Annotated in this window: 16 protein-coding genes and 1 pseudogene; 4 read left to right on the forward strand and 13 right to left on the reverse strand. The window is 61.5% G+C overall.

Features of this window, described 5'->3' with window-relative positions; genetic code table 11:
• Positions 1–229 precede the first annotated feature (229 nt).
• Positions 230–1087 carry a DUF2189 domain-containing protein gene (locus RCO24_RS18490; protein WP_308964162.1) on the forward strand — a complete coding sequence of 286 codons (858 nt, stop codon included), beginning with the start codon at positions 230–232 and terminating at the stop codon, positions 1085–1087.
• Positions 1088–1119: 32 nt separating this feature from the next.
• Here RCO24_RS18490 and RCO24_RS18495 read toward each other — a convergent pair whose 3' ends face one another.
• Both RCO24_RS18495 and RCO24_RS18500 read right to left on the reverse strand, forming a co-directional pair.
• Positions 1120–2388, reverse strand: a complete 1269-nt coding sequence (locus RCO24_RS18495; protein ID WP_308964163.1) for a hypothetical protein — start codon at positions 2386–2388, stop codon at positions 1120–1122.
• Positions 2389–2951: 563 nt separating this feature from the next.
• Positions 2952–3251: a hypothetical protein gene (locus tag RCO24_RS18500; RefSeq protein WP_308964164.1), complete on the reverse strand. Its 300-nt coding sequence runs from the start codon at positions 3249–3251 to the stop codon at positions 2952–2954.
• Positions 3252–3459: 208 nt separating this feature from the next.
• Between RCO24_RS18500 and RCO24_RS18505 the strand changes: the two genes are divergently transcribed.
• Positions 3460–3903: a hypothetical protein gene (locus tag RCO24_RS18505; protein WP_308964165.1), complete on the forward strand. Its 444-nt coding sequence runs from the start codon at positions 3460–3462 to the stop codon at positions 3901–3903.
• 23 nt (positions 3904–3926) lie between these two features.
• Here RCO24_RS18505 and RCO24_RS18510 read toward each other — a convergent pair whose 3' ends face one another.
• From RCO24_RS18510 to RCO24_RS18525, 4 genes are all read right to left on the reverse strand, one after another.
• Entirely contained in the window at positions 3927–5267 is a 1341-nt protein-coding gene (locus RCO24_RS18510; RefSeq protein ID WP_308964166.1) for a DUF2778 domain-containing protein, read from the reverse strand.
• Between the two features lie 293 nt (positions 5268–5560).
• Positions 5561–5833: a hypothetical protein gene (locus RCO24_RS18515; RefSeq protein WP_308964167.1), complete on the reverse strand. Its 273-nt coding sequence runs from the start codon at positions 5831–5833 to the stop codon at positions 5561–5563.
• Between the two features lie 370 nt (positions 5834–6203).
• The gene (locus RCO24_RS18520; RefSeq protein ID WP_308964168.1) at positions 6204–6584 is read right to left on the reverse strand and encodes a hypothetical protein; all 381 of its coding nucleotides are present in this window, start codon (positions 6582–6584) and stop codon (positions 6204–6206) included.
• 146 nt (positions 6585–6730) lie between these two features.
• Complete coding sequence (locus RCO24_RS18525) at positions 6731–7288, reverse strand: hypothetical protein (RefSeq protein WP_308964169.1); 558 nt, start codon at positions 7286–7288, stop codon at positions 6731–6733.
• Positions 7289–7486: 198 nt separating this feature from the next.
• On the opposite strand from RCO24_RS18525, the gene RCO24_RS18530 reads away from it, so the two are divergent.
• Entirely contained in the window at positions 7487–7780 is a 294-nt protein-coding gene (locus RCO24_RS18530; protein WP_308964170.1) for a hypothetical protein, read from the forward strand.
• 499 nt (positions 7781–8279) lie between these two features.
• Here RCO24_RS18530 and RCO24_RS18535 read toward each other — a convergent pair whose 3' ends face one another.
• The 4 genes and pseudogenes from RCO24_RS18535 to RCO24_RS18550 all read right to left on the reverse strand — a co-directional run bounded on the left by RCO24_RS18535 (position 8280) and on the right by RCO24_RS18550 (position 10928).
• Positions 8280–8675 (reverse strand): hypothetical protein, encoded by a 396-nt coding sequence (locus RCO24_RS18535; RefSeq protein WP_308964171.1) that lies wholly within the window; start codon positions 8673–8675, stop codon positions 8280–8282.
• A gap of 205 nt (positions 8676–8880) precedes the next feature.
• Entirely contained in the window at positions 8881–10365 is a 1485-nt protein-coding gene (locus tag RCO24_RS18540) for a hypothetical protein (RefSeq protein ID WP_308964172.1), read from the reverse strand.
• A 147-nt stretch (positions 10366–10512) separates the two neighbouring features.
• Positions 10513–10674, reverse strand: a pseudogene (locus RCO24_RS18545) (CTP synthetase); the annotation flags it as partial.
• A gap of 38 nt (positions 10675–10712) precedes the next feature.
• Positions 10713–10928: a hypothetical protein gene (locus RCO24_RS18550; RefSeq protein WP_308964174.1), complete on the reverse strand. Its 216-nt coding sequence runs from the start codon at positions 10926–10928 to the stop codon at positions 10713–10715.
• A 160-nt stretch (positions 10929–11088) separates the two neighbouring features.
• On the opposite strand from RCO24_RS18550, the gene RCO24_RS18555 reads away from it, so the two are divergent.
• Positions 11089–11370 carry a hypothetical protein gene (locus RCO24_RS18555; protein ID WP_308964175.1) on the forward strand — a complete coding sequence of 94 codons (282 nt, stop codon included), beginning with the start codon at positions 11089–11091 and terminating at the stop codon, positions 11368–11370.
• A 6-nt stretch (positions 11371–11376) separates the two neighbouring features.
• Here the strand turns inward: RCO24_RS18555 and RCO24_RS18560 are convergent, their stop codons facing one another.
• The 3 genes from RCO24_RS18560 to secG form a co-directional block, all read right to left on the reverse strand.
• On the reverse strand, positions 11377–13005 hold the full coding sequence (locus RCO24_RS18560; RefSeq protein WP_374990980.1) for a CTP synthase: 1629 nt from the start codon (positions 13003–13005) through the stop codon (positions 11377–11379).
• A 208-nt stretch (positions 13006–13213) separates the two neighbouring features.
• Positions 13214–13753 carry a hypothetical protein gene (locus RCO24_RS18565; RefSeq protein WP_308964177.1) on the reverse strand — a complete coding sequence of 180 codons (540 nt, stop codon included), beginning with the start codon at positions 13751–13753 and terminating at the stop codon, positions 13214–13216.
• Positions 13754–13856: 103 nt separating this feature from the next.
• A complete protein-coding gene (gene secG / locus RCO24_RS18570; RefSeq protein WP_308964178.1) occupies positions 13857–14228 on the reverse strand; it encodes a preprotein translocase subunit SecG in 372 nt (123 codons plus the stop codon).
• Positions 14229–14325 lie beyond the last annotated feature (97 nt).

Raw genomic sequence — 14325 nt, forward strand, 5'->3', positions numbered from 1 at the left:
CGTCTGCCACGCATTGCGGGTGCGCCACCAGGCTGCTCACTCCGAGTCGAATGGATGTGAAAGTCCGGCTTTTTTTGTTCGCCGTCGCATTTTCTGCGACGAACCGGTTGCTCCGCTGGCCCCCCGCGCGTTCGGAGGAACGTGCGTTCTGCGCGATAGGGGCGAGCTGAAAACGTGCGGAGCATGGCTCTGTCAAAGATGCCTCGGTGCCAATTCAGGAGGCACGGCCATGGCGACCACTCAGGGCATTTCCAACGCGCACATTTCCATGCATCAACCCGGCGTCGATTTGAGATGGCCGGCGTCCGCGATCTGGCGCTCTGGCGAGCCGGCGGTTCGCAAGATCGGTATCGGGGACTTGAAGGATGCGCTCGCCAAAGGCTTCGCCGATTTCATGGCGGTGCCCACGCACGTGCTGTTCCTGTGCGTGTTCTATCCGATCGTCGGTCTGATCCTGTTCAGGGTCGCCTTCGGTTATCATTTGTTGCCGCTGGTGTTTCCTCTGCTCGCTGGTCTGGCTCTGATAGGGCCGGTGGCGGCGGTCGGGCTTTATGAATTGAGCCGGCGCCGGGAACAGGGGCTCGACGTGTCGGCCAGTCAGTTGTTCGAGGTGTACCGCTCGCCGTCGATCGGGGCCATCGTCCGGCTCGGGCTCGTACTGTTTGCGATTTTCGTCGCCTGGATGATGACCACACGCGCGCTTTACATGCAGACATTCGACGGTGCGTTTCCGGCTTCCGTCGCGGATTTTACCCATCAGATGTCGACGACCCCGGCTGGCCGGGAACTCATCCTCACGGGCAATGCGATTGGGTTCTTGTTCGCACTCGTTACGCTGGTCATCAGCGTCGTTTCGTTCCCGATGCTGGTCGACCGGAACGTCGGCGTGGCGACGGCGGTGCGCACCTCGGTGCGGGCCGTTCTCGAAAATCCCGTCACAATGGCGGCCTGGGGGCTACTTGTCGCCGTGCTGTTGCTGCTCGGGGCGCTGCCGTTCTTCTTCGGGCTTGCCGTGGTGTTTCCGGTGCTCGGGCACGCCACGTGGCACCTCTATCGCAAGGTGGTGAGTGCCGACGAGGTCATTTGAGCTCTGAGCGAGAGGGCTCATCTCGGTCCAGGCTATTGCGGCTGAAGGCCGAAGCCGCCGCCCAGCCCGCGCAACGTCTCGAAGCCCGCGGGCTCGTTTGCGAGCGTCGTTGTCGGCGGAGGCGTGAACGTCTCGTTGTTCCCGCCGTCGTCCGAGAAAGATGCCTTGGGGGTCGGTGAGGATGCCGGGGCAGTAGCCTGCTTGGTTTGGCCCTGGAACATTTCCAGGAGGGTTGCCGGTGGCTTTGACACTTCGACCGCCTGTACAGGCTGCGGCTGGGGCTTCACCTTCTTCTGCTGGCGTACCTTCGCCTTGAGCGGCTTTGCTGGCTTGGCAGGCGTGGTCGCAGGAGCAGCTTCCTCGTGTTCAGTCGGCGGCGTCACGCTGGTCTCCTCGATCTTGTCGTCCTCGAGTGTGACGATGGGATCGATGGGGGCCATCGACAGCAGCGGGTCGGCTGCAGCCGGCGCGGGCGGCGCTTCGCGTTCGATCGTAAGGCCGAGCGAGGCAATCGGCTCGCCGGCGGCTTTCCGGATTTCGATGTTGGCGCGGACCGGCCCGGCGTGGTCGTTCGGCACGACGATGGCGATATCGTTCAGATCGCCGGCCGCGAGTGTCCATTCGGTGTCGGAAGTTTTCTGGCCGACAGAGAGCCGGACGCTGGGCGGAAGACCGGTCACGGTGACCGTGTCGAGAGGGTTCACCGTGGTGGGGTCTTCAGCAGACGTGCCGGGATTGGTTGCGAAGACGATACCGGGGCCGACACTTTCGGCGGATTCGATCGGCATGCTCGCAATGGTGCGCGGGATCGCCGTTGACAGGGCGTCGCACGGGGACTGGTCGCAGTGCATTTCACCGAGGAAATTCAAACGGACTTCCGGAGGCGTGGGCTCGGCGACGCTGATGACAGTCTCCGGCCGCTTTGGAACGGCACGCTCAAAGTCATAAAGTTCGAGGCCAACGAGGAGCGCGGCGGAGCCCATGACCGTTGCAATGAAGAACATCCATTGCGCGCGCTCATGGCCGCTTAACACGTTGAGGGTTTCACGCCACGTCGTGTTGGTGTTCGTTTCCACCGGCAAGGCGTCTCCGGCCCCGTCGCCATCCAGCAGGAACTTGGGCATGGGGACTTGGGGGGCGACATCGGGTGCGGTGGCTGTCTCGGGCGTAGGAGCGAATGCGGGATGCGGTTCAGCGCGCGAGGCGTCGAGGAGTTCTTGCAGGGCTTCCAGCCTGGCGGCCAGATCGGGAGCATCTGGGTTGGGTGCGTCGTAAAGCAACGGTTCTGCCTGCGCGCCCATGCGCGAAGACACCCAGTGGGAGGACTTTCCAAGTGGTGCCGGAGGCCAATTATCCCAATGCGGCGCAGCGCCGTTCTCAGCGCTTTCGTGGGATGGGATATCCCCCTGATGGTCCGACATTATCGAGGCTCCGCTCGCGCAAACGATGCGAGAAGTTCAAAAATTCCGTGACGTCCCGCCCGATGAAATTATGGGCATGTCCGGGTTCACGATATTTGGACCGCTGGTTGCAAAATGCACAAGCTTTGGAAGCGGTTGCGGAGTGCTAATCGAATTTCATAGTTACGATCGTCGCTACGGGACGTGCCATTTCCTATCGGTGCGTCGAGGTGCGCTCTTTTGCTCGATGAGAGGTGAAGGCCGATCTGCGACGATATCTGCATCTCGCACCGCATGTTTGCGCGTGCACGATGGGGCAGGCGTCCTTAACTAAGTTTCGACGCAAGGGGATGTGCAACGAAGCGATCGGCGCGATCCTTGTTGCGCGATGACTCAAGCTCGGAATGGGCCGTCCCGCCGTGGCAGGCGGGACCGACCTCGGGTGAGCGCTACCGGACGGCTTCTCAGAAACCGATCCTCAGGCCGAAACGAGGGCCATAGAAACCATACCCGTAGCCGTAATAGCGCGGACCGTAGTAGGCGCCGTAGTACGGGTAATAAGGCCGGTAGTAGTAAGGCCGATAGTAGGAGTAGTAAGATGGCCGGTAGCGATAGCGCGGATAATAGGCGTAATAGCCCCGGCGCCAGCGGCGATGAACTTTCTCGACAAGGCTGTTTTCCGCCTTGTTCGCCGCGGAAGGGCCAACCGGGCCGATCGCGTTAGCCGGATTCCAGGCTGCGACAACGACTATCGCGCCGACCATTGTTAAAGCAGCAAGTGCATATTTCAAACGCATGGCAACTACCTCACAGGTTCAGATCGCTCGTTCCCCCGGGTCGTGCCCAGCAAATGTAGCACGGACTTCGACCGTTGTCCGTGCGGGCGTGCGGCGCCGGAGCTGGAGGCGGCATCGTGCGGTCATGGAACCGACCAGAAGCGTGCACGTTTCCGCGAAGGCAAGGAGCCTCGCCGTGCATCCGCTTCTCATGCGATTTGCCAGTCTCTCGATTTATCTGGTGTTCGTCGCCGGGCTCGGGGCCGCGTGCTTCCAACTTTCGCGGCATGTCGGCGTCGAGGCCATGGCGTTTGCTTTGACCTACGCCAAGCCACCAGCCCAGGCTCAGGTTCAACGTCGTCTTACGCTCGTCGAGCGGCGACAAGTCGAGCTTCCGTCGGTTAATTCAACCGCGCCTGCCATTACGACAGCGACTTCGGTGCCGCCTGCTCCCGAGACCCCGCTTCCAGCGTTGGCCGCTCAAATGGATCTGGCCGAGGCCAGCCGCCTCGAAGATCTCACGCCTGCCGTGCGGCGCGCGGGCCGCTCGCGCGCGTTGGCTGCATCCAAGGCGGCCGGGCGATCGGCGGGCGAAGTGTTCGGCAGAAACTTCGGCGTGTTGCTGGTGGCGTCGCGTTAGGCGGCGTTGTGCCGGGCGCGGCGCTACTTGAACAATGACGTCAGTGAGAACGATGACGCGACGATCACGGGTGGGGCTTCGGCCACCTGCGGGTGGGGCTCGTCGATGTAGACATTGATCCCGGTGGCGCGGCCGTCCTTGATCAGGGAGGCGACATAGGCCCACCCCTTCGGCTCCAATCCGATGCAGGCTTCCGACATCTCACCCTTCAGGCGCACATGGATTGCGATATTGCCGCGCTTCAGGATGGCGGCGGTGTGCTGAGGGCTGAACCGATCCTTGTTCCAAAGCTTTTTCAGGTAGATGCCGGCCACATGCCGCTTGGTTCTAGGCCCCCAGCTCACGCGTTGGCTTTTATCGCCCGCGAAGGCGTATTCGCCAGGCGGTAAGGGGCCGATCGCGCGTGCCGCAAAGCAATCCGGATCTGGATTGTTCCGGCAGACGTCGCGTCCCGATAGGCCCCAGGCGACGGTTTGCCCATTCAGCTCCGAGCCTTCGGCGATGACGAAGAGGCGCCCGGTCTTGATCGTGTAGCCAAAGCGGAAGCTTGGCAGCGAAGCCGGCACCTCGCGCACGACATCCTGGAACGGATTGCAGATTTCGCCGCCGGTCAGCTTTCTCGCGTAGCCGTTCAAGTGGATGGTGACGTAGTCGACGCCGTCAGCGCAATCCCACTGCGGGAGCCCCTGCTTGCCGGCGAGGGTGATGACGGGCGGCGGCTGCTCGGGCACGGCTTTTGGGGCTGCCGCGATCACCGGCTTTTTCGGGATTTGGACTGTCGTGGTCGTCCAATCCATTGGCGGCGGTTCGGGTTTGGCGGGCGGTGGTTCGATTGCCGCGACTTGCTTGTCCGGGGCCGGCTGCGCTTCGGGTGCAGGCTTCGTTCCCGGAGAAGCCTCTTGGACTTCCGGCGCGGCGTCCTGTGGTTCAGGAGAAGCGACTTGGGTGTCCGGTTGAGTTTCTTGTGCTTCTGACGAAGCCTCTTGTGTTATCGGCGAAGCCGGGGGCTCAGGCGCGTGTCTCACCTGCTCGCACTTGGCCGAGAGCTTGGGTGGCTGGATCTGGGCCGCTGCGAGCTTCCGCGCGGCCGGTCCGCTGGCGCCCTGCTGGATGTAGGCCTGGATCAGCGCGGCCTGGACGTCGACCTGCTCTTGCGAGAGTTCAAAGATGCAGTCCTCGTAGAGCTGATCGCCGAGCTCGCTGAAGATGTCGGCGATCTGGTCGGCGGCCGTGGCTGCGCCAGCTGCGGCTTCCGGCGGCACTGCTTCCTGGGCGTGGCTCTGGCCTGGCGACAGGATAAGCAGGCTCGCCGCTGCCGCGAGCAGCGCCTGTTTCACCTTTTCTGCGCGTGTATTGCCAGCCACGTGACGCCTTTGCCGGTTCGGGCTCCAGATCCCGCTCATGTTTTATCACGGCATTGGTATGGCGAGAGTCGGGGCGAGAGGAAGGCGTTACGAAGGCGCATCGACGGGCCGTGTCGCAAAGGCGTCGCCGCGCGGGGCAAAAGCGTGAACGCTTCGGGCCGGTTCCGCTTTGGGTTGCGGCCTCTCCCGCTGTTCCCCACGGCGATAGATCGCATCGCCGTAATGCTGACGCGCAGCCTATCCTTTCGCGCTGGGCCGGTATGCTGATCCCGTTTTCTTAGCCGGACTGCTTCTTATCCGGACTTCTGGGCCAGCGCCCTGGGACGCGCCGATCCAAAATACTCCTTGAGCGGGATCACGCGCGCCGAGGACAGGCCGACTTCCTCCGCGCTGAGCGCGCGCACGGCAAATACATGCTCGCCCGGCTCGGCATCGTCACGATTGCGGACCGCCTCGACGGCGGCCTCGCGATCGGCAATGCCGACGCTGAGGAAGATCGAGGAGTTGAGGTCCGTCTCGCAGAACTGGGGACGCACCTGGATGCGCCATCCGGCGATAGCAGTCATTTTTGGATCTCGCACTGGAAGTGGGGTTTGACCGGAGTCTTTCAGGTTCCAGCCCCCCACGCCATCAAGTCCGCCGCTAACTGTGAATGTCGGTGGGCCTCTGCAACACGTGGGTTTGGTTGAGGGACGATGAGGGGTGGCGTGACGCCAGGATTTGCGGGCTTCCGGTGCGATTAACCAAGTGGCGGAGGTGGGGAAGCGGGATGCATGGGGAGCGCGAAGGTTAATGGATGGAGGGGCAACAGGAGCGGGCAGGCGGCAGCGGGCAGGTGGCAGCAGGGCGGCAGCGGATAGGCCGTCCGCTTTGGAGAGGCTGCCACCGTTCCGAGAGGCGAGGATAAGTGATGTGCGCGGGGGCGCTCGAGGTGCTCTAAGAGCGATTGGCGCTCCAGGTGCCCGAGCAAAGACCCGAGGGTCCGCGACCTTTCCACATCCCGCTGGCCTCGGTGTGCCTGAAGCGCCCGGTTCCGTTCGCGGTGCGTGGGCCTGCCACGGCATTGATGCGCGCATTGCCCGTGGCAGAAACGCGGCCGCCCAGCCTGATCGCGTAGAACGCGAATGAACCGCCCGTCGCGTAGATGCGGCCTCCCTTAATTCCGAGACCCATCGGGATGGTGCCGCAATGGCCGCGGGTCGTCACCGCGACCATGCTCCAGCTGCCATCGAATTTGGCTGCGACTGCGGGTGGAGCGAAGCAGGCCATCGCGGAAGCCGCCGTCAAAGCGAGAACGCACATTCGATTGCTCGTCATGGGTTCCTCCTACGTGTTGAATGCTCGTCACGTCGAGATCTCGCAATGGAGAAGCATGTGCTGATGCCTGCCGCATTTCGCAATGCTCCGTGCCTTGACGGCAAGAATTGAACGGCATTCCCGCGACGGCGTCGTTCGCTTGCCGGTTATCCCAGCGGTTCGCAGTCGAGTGAGAAGCCCATGGCCGGGTCGGTGGGCGTGTGGCGCTTCACGCAGCTTTCCAGCTGGTCCGCCGGGGTGAGGCCGGGCGTGCCGGCGCAGAAGACATCCTTGCGCGTCGTGACCGAGGTTGCGACGCTGTCCGCATTCAAGGCGCACCAGAAATTCGTCGTGTCGGCGGGGTGCGGACCGCAGGCTGCGTAACAGGTGTCGAAGGTCGTACGGCAAGGCTCCAATTCGGCGGAGTGGTTGGTGTTGCAGGCCCTCAGCGCCGTGGTCAGGCACTTGAATTTCTCCGCAGCCACCGTGTTCGCGCATTGCTTGTTCGCTGCGGGCTTGCAGGCATCGTACTTCGCGTGGGATGCGCCCATGCAAGTCTGGGCGGTTGCTTCACATGCGGTGATGCACGCGGTGCGCGGGTCGGCCTGTGCAGGGCAGGCGAGGACTGCTGCGGCGAGTGTGACCAGTGCGATTGTGACCAGTCGTGACAGGGCCGTGCGCATGGGAGCCTTCCAGCGGAACGTGTCGCGTGTGAGATCAAGCAAGTCTTCGTATGTCGTTCGGGCGAATACATCGCGAGTTCGGCGTGTGCGTTCTGACGTGCCGAAAACGTGAAGGGAGAGTTCCGGCCGGGAATAAACCAATGCTTTTGCGGCCGGCTCGCTCGCGGTATCGTTCGCCGACTGACAATTTATTTTGAAGGACTGACGTTTTCAATGATGTGTTGATGATGGAGTGCAGCGATGCGTGTGTTTCTCCTCGTCCTGGCGACCTTGATCGGCGCCGCAACCTTGGCTCAGGCCGGCTCCGATGCCGAAGTGCCAGCCCAATACAAAGAGTTCTTCGCCGATTTTTCGGCGCTCTCAAAAAAATATCCCGAAGCTGCCAAACGGTTTGGCTTGTTCGATCGGGAACCCAAAAGCTCTCCGGCTTTGCGGTCCGCCTTTTGCACCGGGCCTGGCCAATGCTGCCTCAAGTATGTCGACGAGGGTGGCCCGTTCCTGCGCTGCGTCGAGTGCGGGACGTGTCTGCCGTAGCGGTTTCGTCGTTCGGATCGGCATGACGCATTGAGGCTTCGTCACTTCTGCAACGTGGCGCGGCTCGATAGCCGCGCGGCGCGGGGCCTGCGGCTGGACTGCCGGAGCATGTCAAAGAGCGGGCTTAGAAGTGAAAACTCCGGGGAGCGGAGCGGCAGGCCGTGGGTAGAACTCGGGGATGCGGCCAGGCCGCTCCACTGCTGCTGCGCATCACCGCGAAATTGATGCCGGCGCGCTGGGTATGACGCCAGCACGGGGACGGCCCCACGGTGATGCAACCTCACCGGCGCGAAGGCGCGTGCCCGAACATCCACCGTGCACGCGTTGGCTTCCCGGTCCATCAAACCGAGAGTCCGCTCCGAACCTTTCCAGCCTAGCTGATGGTACCAGTGTTGAGGGAGGCGCAGCTCCTGCTCACCAAACGCCCAGCTCGCGCCGGCCCCCGGTTGAGCGGGATGCGGAGAGGATAAGTGGGCGGCTGGGAGCGGGGATAAGATTTTCAGTGGCCAATAGTAGGGTCGCCGGTGACCGCCGTCCAGAGCGCGCTCCAAAGTTGGACGCCAACACCATGAAAAATTCCAGCAACAATCATTCCAAGCACAGTCACAATCGTACCGATGCCTAGGAGGCGACCGCTGTTATTTGGCTTTTCTTCCTGTGCTTCGAGCGGCGGCAATGGCGGAATTGGAGCTAGCGCTGGCAGCGTTGTGAAACTAGTTGTCGCCGGTGCAGGTTGGCTGCCGGTGGGCGGATGTAGAATGTCAGCGAAGCGGACTTTGTGAGGGCGCCCCCGTCCTTCTTTCAGCTTCACATTCAGTGTGTTGTCGTCATTGTACCGTGTGACCTTGCCGGTCCGGCGAACTTCAATTTCTGAACCGATGGTGGGTGGTGACATACGCGGCCCCCCGAATACGCGACATCGTAATAGACTACTATCGAATCCGGTTGTGCCTTTGGCAAGGCGCGACAGTTGAAGACGGCGCGGAGCAGAAAGACTTCAGCGAAGTCCGCGATGCTCACGGAAGAATGGCTGAGGTCGGGGTGTCTAAGTCGGGTCGCCTATATTCGGATGGGATTGCATCGCGTTGGGGTATAGCCGTTCAGGCGGTTGGCTCCCCCGCCTCTCCTTTTCGGAGACGTTGGAGAATGATGTTTAAAATGGGCGCGGGACCGTTGCTATCCTGCAGTTTCGCGTCCATCCGTTCGGCAGGATTAAATGCAAGCTGTTCCAGGACTGTCGCAGCTACTTCAGAAGCGTACTCAGGTGCCTGTTTTTTGAAGCCTTCGACCGAGACGGCCATTGAATATTTGTAAGCGTAGTGCTCGCGAAGTTTAAACAAGGAGGCATGTCTACGAGCAGAGAACGATACGAACCAAGCAGCCGGAATTAGGAAGGCTATCCGTCCGATCAATTGTACAAGGTGTTGTAAATGGCTGGGCTCAGGCTGGAGGCCGAGTTGCTCGCCTGCTCCGATGGTGTCAGGAAAGAATAAGTTTAGAATTGGGGCTAGAATATATATGGCCAATGGAATTGCAGACAAAGCCAGCATGGCAATTGCGAAGTAGAATGCCCTCCGGGCGCCCCTCAGTTCGCTAGCGATTTCGTTTTTCAATAGAAAAAAGTGTTGAGCTAGTCCTGCAACGGTGGCGGACGAAAGCATTGCCTCAGATCTGGCAATAGTTTCATCAACTGTCAGGATGGTTCCCTCCAGTCGCTGAATCAGTTCCTTGACGGACGCTTTTCCTTTCCTGATTTCATCCTTTTGACCATTGAGTGTGGTCTGAAATTCTTTGAAGGTCGTTTCATACTCGCCAACGATTCCCTCCAGAGAAGAGGCGCTGTCATGTGTAGCTCGGATTGAAGTTACTTTTTCCGTGCTTTCCGATGTGTACTCGGTGATTGTTTTTCTATCGTTTGCGGCTTGATCTTTTAGGCGTGCGATCTCGTCCTGTTCGGACTTCATGGTGGTTAATATGGCGGCCGCTCGCTCTTCTGATTCTGCCAGGGATTGCCTTATTTTTCTCGCCTCGTCGGTGTCGAGAGAAATTGTTTGAACCAATTCGGAAAGTGATTTTGTTGCTGACTGGAATGATTTTGCGCCGCGAATCCCAAGTGTGCTGGCTAATTGATGGTATGATTGCAGCAGTGCCTCTAGTCGCTTGTTCAACGTTGAAAACGGTCCGTTGAGGTCCGCTGCTTGACCGCCGTTAGTGACTGCCTGGAAATCATCGTAATTGATTGTTTTTAAGCCGCCGTGTTGCAGAATGGTGGTTTCAATGTGACTCTCGACACCTTCCAGCGCAGATATGGCGCTCTGTAGATTGGATTTGTTGGATTCTAAAAAGCTTTTTGGGACGAGATCAATTACCTCTCCGGCCTCAAGACCTTCTATAAGGCCTGATACAACAATTGCGCGGGTTAGTAGGTCGGAAACGGAGTCGTTGAGTTGAGGTGGCTTCGCTTTTAGGTCAAATGAATTATCGTCTTCATCTGCTATGCTGGATAAGAATTTTTGGGTTTTTGCGGTCGCGACGCCGAGCGCGCCAGCCAGGGTGTGTATTTCGGATAGGTCTTCGGTTCTCATTGTGTCGCCAATGTCAAATGATGAGAAAACGCGCGGAAGTAGTGCGCACGAAGAATTTTCGACTCAATGCAGTTTAAGGTTGAATGGTGAGGCGTACTGAAGCGGGAAGGATCTATCCACAGATTAAGCCGATAGTAGTTGGTGCTTTTAAACCAACCGGCTCCACTCAACGGCTGCCGCGATGAAGCTGCGGAGCAGGGGATTCGGCTCGAACGGGCGGCTCTTCAATTCCGGGTGGACCTGGACGCCGATGAACCACGGGTGATCCGGGTTCTCCCCCGTCTCGCGCAGCGGGCCATCCGGCGAGGCGGCTTTGGCGCTCGCACCCACGTTGCGAGCTTTGCTCCTCACTCGCATGTCTCGCAACGTCGCGCGGGATTGCCGCCGAACGGTAAGGCCGGAGCGCGCGTGTTCGATTGGGCAATGATCGTCTGAGCGCCCAGAACCGCGCGCGTGAGCTTGACGACGTCCACGCAATAAAAGCCTTGCCGCTCCAGCTCATCGAACAGGGCGGCGTGGGTGCGAGCGAACTCCGGCACGATCTCCGGCACAAATTCCGACATGGGGGACCTCCGTTGTGGATTGCGGAACTTTTGTGTTCCTGTTTTGTTCTTATTCCGCTACATAAGTCAAGCCGCTCGCCAACGGTCTCGACTGCCGTTACCCCGCCCCTCAAGTCCTGACCTCGTTGGCGAGCGGCAAAGATCGTCGCGAGGTGTGGACGTGCGTGAGGAAACTCTGAGCAATTATCCTGCAGCGGTCATCGAGGTCGCGTGCCGCTACTGCAAGCGCCGCGGGCGCTACCGCCGCGACCGGCTGATCAAGCAGCATGGCGGCGGGCTGCCGCTCGATCGCTTCGTCCGCATGATCTCGGCCGATTGCGGGTTCGCGGAGGTGCGCAGCGGTCGCAAGGCCTGTCTCGGGCCGTATGTCGTGCCGCCCGAGACGCGGCCGCTCCAAGTTTCCAAGGAGTGCATGCTGATTAAGGAAAAGAAGCTGTTCTGAGAGCGCTTAAACCAACCGGCTCTGCTCCACGGCCGCGGCGATGAAGCTGCGGAACAGGGGATGCGGCTCGAACGGGCGGCTCTTCAATTCCGGGTGGAACTGGACGCCGATGAACCACGGGTGATCCGGGTACTCCACCGTTTCGGGCAAGAGGCCGTCCGGCGAGAGGCCGGCGAAGCGGAGGCCCGCGTTTTCCAGGCGTTCGCGATACTGCGTGTTCACTTCGTAGCGGTGGCGATGGCGCTCGGAGATGTCGTTGGCGCCATAAATCTCAGAGATGCGGCTGCCCTTGCCGAGGTGCGCCGGGAAAGCGCCAAGCCGCATGGTGCCGCCGAGGTCGCCGCCCAGGCGGCGGCTCTCGAGCTCGTTGCCTTTCATCCACTCGGTCATGAGGCCGACGACGGGCTCCTGCGTGGCGCCGAATTCCGTCGAGCTGGCGCTCGCGATGCCGCAGAGATTGCGCGCGGCTTCGACGGTCGCCATCTGCATGCCGAAGCAGATGCCGAAGTAGGGCACGCGGCGTTCGCGCGCGAATTTGGCGGCGAGGATCTTGCCCTCGGAGCCGCGCTCGCCGAAGCCGCCGGGCACGAGAATGCCGTGCACGCCTTCGAGATAGGGCGCGCTATCCTCGCGCTCGAAGATCTCGCTCTCGATCCATTCGAGCTTGACCTTCACGCGGTTGGCGATGCCGCCGTGGACGAGGGCTTCGATCAGCGATTTGTAGGCGTCCTTGAGGCCGGTGTACTTGCCGACAATGGCGATCGTCACCTCGCCCTCGGGGGAGGCGATGTTGCGCGAGATGTTGTCCCAGCGGGTGAGATCGGGCTTCGGCGCGCCGGTGATGCCGAACGCTTCCAGTACCTGCTCGTCGAGGCCTTCGCGGTGGTAGGCGAGCGGCACATCGTAGATGGACGGCGCGTCGAGGGCCTGGATGACGGCTTCCTCGCGCACGTTGCAGAAGAGGGCGATCTTCTTGCGCTCGCCCTTCGGCACTTCGCGGTCGGAGCGGCACATCAGGATGTCGGGCTGGATGCCGATCGAGCGCAGCTCTTTGACCGAGTGCTGGGTCGGCTTGGTTTTGAGCTCGCCCGCCGACGGAATGTAGGGCACGAGCGTCAGATGGATGAAGATCGACGAATGGCGGGGCAGCTCGTTGCCGAGCTGGCGGATGGCTTCGAAGAACGGCAGGCCTTCGATGTCGCCCACCGTGCCGCCGATCTCGACGAGCACGAAGTCGATGCCCTCGTTGCCGGTGACGACGAACTGCTTGATGGCGTCGGTGACGTGCGGAATGACCTGCACGGTGCCGCCCAGATAATCGCCGCGCCGCTCGCGGGCGAGGATGTCCTGGTAGATGCGGCCGGTGGTGATGTTGTCCGACTTTTTGGCCGGAACGCCGGTGAAGCGCTCGTAGTGGCCAAGGTCGAGGTCGGTCTCGGCACCGTCGTCGGTGACGAACACCTCGCCGTGCTGATAGGGGCTCATCGTTCCGGGGTCGACGTTCAAATAGGGGTCGAGCTTGCGGAGACGGACGGAGTATCCGCGCGCTTGCAGAAGCGCGCCGAGGGCGGCTGACGTCAGGCCTTTTCCGAGGGAGGAGACCACGCCGCCGGTAATGAAGATGTACCGTTGCATGGGCTTTAACATTACAGCTCTACCTTCGTGATTCGAAGCGGTTTTCTTGTCTCATCCACGATTGTCGCGGAGATCGGTGCTGGAGGGCGAGCCCACTTACCGCACCGGATGGAGAAAGTCTCGTTTCATGAGCGCGCACGCCCAGGCGGAGGGGCCGGCTCGGGGATTTCCCACAGCGGAGACGCTTAACGGGTTTGGCAGCGTCGACTTAACCGCATTGGGCGGTCGCGGGATCGACAGGGAGGCTGCCGGCCTGGGGCTGGTCGAGCTGGCTGCGGTATTGGTCGAAGGCGGCTTTCGATTCGACGTAGCTCGGGTCGGGCGTGTCTTTCGTGTAGACCACGTTGGCGTTGAGGACGGCAAAGCCGGTTTGCTTTTTCTCGGCACCCGAGCCGCCCCGCTGCCCGCCGGCGATGTACTTCTGGCACGTGGTCGCGTGCTCGAAGCCTTCGATCTTGAAATACCTCAGGTGGTTGTCCTTGCCGATTTCGGCAGCACGCGTCGTCGCGACCATTTCCATGCGCTCGCGCGGCGTGTTCAACGGACCTTTGACCTGGATACGGTAGCGGTCCGGCCCGAGCTGGGTTTCCGAATAGCCCGCGTTCATGATGGCGTTGGAATGCTGATAGGGCAGCGCGCCGGTGCTGCCGAGGCTACCGACGTTGCCGATGCCCGTGGAGCAGCCGGCAGCCAGTAGAGCGCCGATCGCTGCAAGCGCGCCCGCGGCCGTGTCGCGCAACCGTGTCATGGCTTTCTCTCCGCTCCTGAACGCAGGGACGCTAGCAAGTGCAAGCGTCCCTGGCCAGTTGCGGCCGGGCCACATCCTCAGCTCTCTGAAGCCCTCGAAAGCGTTATTGCAGCTTGTCGAGAATGCCGCCGCGCGGAGCGTTGTCAGCCGGTGCGGCGGGAGCCGCCGGAGTTCCTTCCGCAGCAGGTGCCGAGGCCGGGGCCGTCGTCGACGCAGCCGGTGCGCGATCGAATGCGGAGCCGGTCGGCGCCGAGCGCTGGGAGACCAGCGTCAGCAGGATGCTGGTGAGGAAGAAGCCAGCGGCAAGGATTGCCGTGGTCCGCGTCAGCAGGTTGGCAGTTCCGCGGCCGGTCAGAAAACCGCCACCGCCGCCGCCGCCAATGCCGAGCGCGCCGCCCTCCGAACGCTGCCAGAGAACGACCGCGACGAGCGCGGATGCAACCATAAGGTGAATGACGAGTAGAACCGTGGTCATGATCGGATAGGCTCCATGCCCTTCCCGGAGGGCGAAACACAGGGATTTTGCTGGGCTTCTACACCACCGTGCGTCCGAGAGCTAGATGGGGCGTGGT

The sequence above is a fragment of the Hyphomicrobium sp. LHD-15 genome (assembly GCF_031157355.1).
GTDB lineage: Bacteria > Pseudomonadota > Alphaproteobacteria > Rhizobiales > Hyphomicrobiaceae > Hyphomicrobium_C.